Source organism: Thermostichus sp. MS-CIW-40 (assembly GCF_054058315.1).
Map to the genome: position 1 here is coordinate 1 of NZ_JBSSAC010000082.1, position 2926 is coordinate 2926.

Annotated in this window: 4 protein-coding genes and 1 tRNA gene; 3 read left to right on the top strand and 2 right to left on the bottom strand. The window is 58.0% G+C overall.

Annotation, left to right across the window (positions count from 1 at the left end; genetic code table 11):
- Positions 1-95: 95 nt before the first annotated feature.
- Positions 96-180, bottom strand: a tRNA-Ser gene (locus ACVWXF_RS14130).
- A gap of 252 nt (positions 181-432) precedes the next feature.
- On the opposite strand from ACVWXF_RS14130, the gene ACVWXF_RS14135 reads away from it, so the two are divergent.
- The gene (locus ACVWXF_RS14135) at positions 433-954 is read left to right on the top strand and encodes a tellurite resistance TerB family protein (RefSeq protein ID WP_457474710.1); all 522 of its coding nucleotides are present in this window, start codon (positions 433-435) and stop codon (positions 952-954) included.
- Here the strand turns inward: ACVWXF_RS14135 and ACVWXF_RS14140 are convergent.
- On the bottom strand, positions 893-1330 hold the full coding sequence (locus ACVWXF_RS14140; protein ID WP_414408404.1) for a tetratricopeptide repeat protein: 438 nt from the start codon (positions 1328-1330) through the stop codon (positions 893-895). The genes ACVWXF_RS14135 and ACVWXF_RS14140 overlap by 62 nt on opposite strands.
- 260 nt (positions 1331-1590) lie before the next feature.
- Between ACVWXF_RS14140 and ACVWXF_RS14145 the strand changes: the two genes are divergently transcribed.
- Together ACVWXF_RS14145 and ACVWXF_RS14150 are read left to right on the top strand one after the other, a co-directional pair.
- On the top strand, positions 1591-2223 hold the full coding sequence (locus ACVWXF_RS14145; protein WP_457474711.1) for a DUF4384 domain-containing protein: 633 nt from the start codon (positions 1591-1593) through the stop codon (positions 2221-2223).
- A 197-nt stretch (positions 2224-2420) separates the two neighbouring features.
- Positions 2421-2816 (top strand): DUF4346 domain-containing protein, encoded by a 396-nt coding sequence (locus ACVWXF_RS14150; RefSeq protein ID WP_414407603.1) that lies wholly within the window; start codon positions 2421-2423, stop codon positions 2814-2816.
- Positions 2817-2926: the final 110 nt, after the last annotated feature.

Genomic DNA, 2926 nt, shown 5'->3' on the forward strand with positions numbered 1-2926 from the left:
GAAGACTTCTTTACTACTGATCAATCCATCCTCCTTCCGAAGTTGGTTTGCTAAGTGCTGCTATTGTACCCCTTGAGCCCTTAACAGGCTGTAAGCGGAGAGGGTGGGATTCGAACCCACGGTGGCGTGAACCACGGCAGTTTTCAAGACTGCTTCCTTAAACCGCTCGGACACCTCTCCAAACTGCTGGGATCCCCAGACTTTATTCATTCATTTATGCTACGCAATGGGCTTCAGGCTGTGCAATCACCAGCCGACCACAACCTCCACAGACTTATCGGATCCCCTCGGCAAAAGCCCCCCTTCGACCGGGTAGGCGGCACCTATCTTGACTTGAGCCAAAGCCAGCAGCCATCGAGCAGATACCAAACTTAACCAGAAGGGTCCAGGATCCCCTTCTACACTGGCAGATAAGCCACCCCAGGAGGATATATGCCCACTCCACCCCCGCCCGGCATTACTCCCAAGCAGATGAATCTGCTGCGAGCCGTCACTGCGATGGCCTGGTCTGATGGTGCGCTAGAGGCTGCGGAAGTAGAACTCATCGCCCAGCAACTCTCTCAGCATTTTGCTTCGGATCCCGACCAGCGGGCCAGCTTGGCGCAAGAGATCCGCCAGTACCTAGTGCAGCAAGTCCCGTTGGAGGAGGTGCTGTCGAAAATCGGCGATGAGGCCGAGAAGCGTCTCATCCTCAAGTTGGGCTACCTGGTGATTGCCGCCAGCGCTCGCAGCCCGGAGGAGCCCGTGGTGAATCTGGAAGAGCTGGATGCTTTTCGGCAGTTGGTGGAAAAGCTGCAACTGTCACCGGCAGTGGTGCAACAGGTCTCTCAAGAAGCAGAGGCTGAGCTGGGGGATCCCAGCATTGCGCCGATTGAAGCCTTGGTGCAGGGGTTTACCCGCCACTGCCGCCGGAGACCTGAGTGGACGCCTGATGGTTGCGAATGGCCCGCTTGACCAAATTGAGGAAGGCAAAGGCCCGTTGGTCGGTCGGATCCAAGCGCATCACCGCTTGAAAGGCTGCTTCCGCCTGTTGCAGAACGGCCAGATCGATTTGTCCGTCCTCATCTGCTTCCAGTTGGGCCTTTTGCAAGAGGAGGGCCCCTCGATTGTAATGGGCTGCCACATGGTTGGGATCTGCCGCCAAAACGGCTTCCAGCTCTGCCAGGGCCGGATCCAGATAGCCGCTCATGCCCAGTACCCAGGCCAGCTTGTAACGAGCTTCGGTATGGGTTGGGTCGGAAGCAACCGCCTGCCGAAACGCTTGGATGGCAGCCTGGAAATCGCCCGCTTGTACCGCTGCGATGCCTTCTTGGTAGCTGTCGTGAGCCATGAGCAAGTTTGGGGTTGAATGGGAACCTGGCGTGAGGTTATTTGCAGCTTAACCCTTGCCAAACGTGTTGCCCCCAATTCCCATCCTAGATGCCGAGAACAGAGCTGTGCCCCTGCCGGTTCAGCGTCTTTTCCCCCTGGGTGATGCCATCTGCAGCAGGAGAAACTGCCGCGGCAAGAGATTGGAGATTGCGCAAAGCCTGACCCCCTCAACCTGCGCCCCTTCCTAGGATGAACATAGCCATTGATTGGGTGTGAACCATGAATGCCAAACTGCTTTTCCTACCGCTGGCTTTGGGGCTGTCTGTAGCTCCGGCCACCGCTGTTTTTCCGCAAACCCTAGGCATCTACCCTCCTTTACAAAGGCTGCAACTGGCCGATACTCGTCAGTTGGATGTTGGCACCCGCTCCATCATTGTCAACCCCGTTCCTTCCGACCTGCGGGTGAATCTGGAGCTGGATCGGCACGGGTCTAACCCCATCTACCGGCCTGGCGAGCCGATTTCTATTACCCTGAGCACCAACCGCGATGCCTACGTCTACTTGTTCAGCATCCAAGCCGATGGCCGTACTCACCTGATTTTGCCCAACCGCTTTTCCGGTGGCAACGAGTTTCTGCGGGCCGGAGAAGTGCGCACCTTCCCGCCGCCAGGGGCCAGCTATCGGTTGACCATCGCTCCACCCTTCGGCCAAGCCCAGGTGCTGGCGGTGGCCTCTCCCCGTCCGCTGAACTTCCAGGAGATCGCCTCTTTCGAGCAGAGTGGATCCTTTGCCGACGTGCGGGTGCGGGGATCCCAACTGGGCAATGCCATTGCCCGCGCCATCATCGTCGAGGGGATCCCTTCCGACCAGTGGGTGACGGCCACCCGATTCTATCGGGTTGCCCCGCGCTAATCCAAGCTCTGAGACCTCAGGTGGATGGCCCGCACAGGATCCCCTTCATCGGGTATATGACCAGCCCCACCGTTCAAGCTGGGAAGGAAGTCAACCACCCCAAAGGCTGCCCAAAGATTGGGTTCATCTGCCACAATGAGAGCAGCCAAAGGTAGTCTCGGCTACGTTTCTCCTGTGCGGTTTTGGTCGGCCATTCTATGTCCCCTTCCTCCAATCCCCTGAGCGAGCAGATTCGCAGTATTGACGACCATCTCTCCCGCCGCCCCCTGGATCTGGATCCGGCGGGCTATTTCGTCATCTACTTGGATCGGGAGCAGAACCTCATTTGCGCCAAGTACTACAGCACCGTCATCAATGAGCGGGGGCTGGCCACCGATCCGGAGACAGGAGCTGTGATCCCGGCAAAGGGCTCCGTCAACCGATCCCCTGAACGGGTGTATGTTGGGCGCACGGCCAAAGAACTGTGTGTGCAGATCTTTGAAAAGGAGCAGGAGAGAGTGGTCTCCCAGCTCAGCCATGCGGCCTACTTGGGCAGGGAGTTTCAAAAAGCTGAAGCTGCCCTGATCTCCGGCGAGGAGTACATCCAGGACTGATCCCTTCCCAGAAAGCTCACCAAATTTTCGGGCTGGAGGCCCGCACCATAGCCGCAGGCTTGGTGTCGGGAGGAAAGCCCGCCTCCTTATAGGTTTGCTGGTCAAAAGTC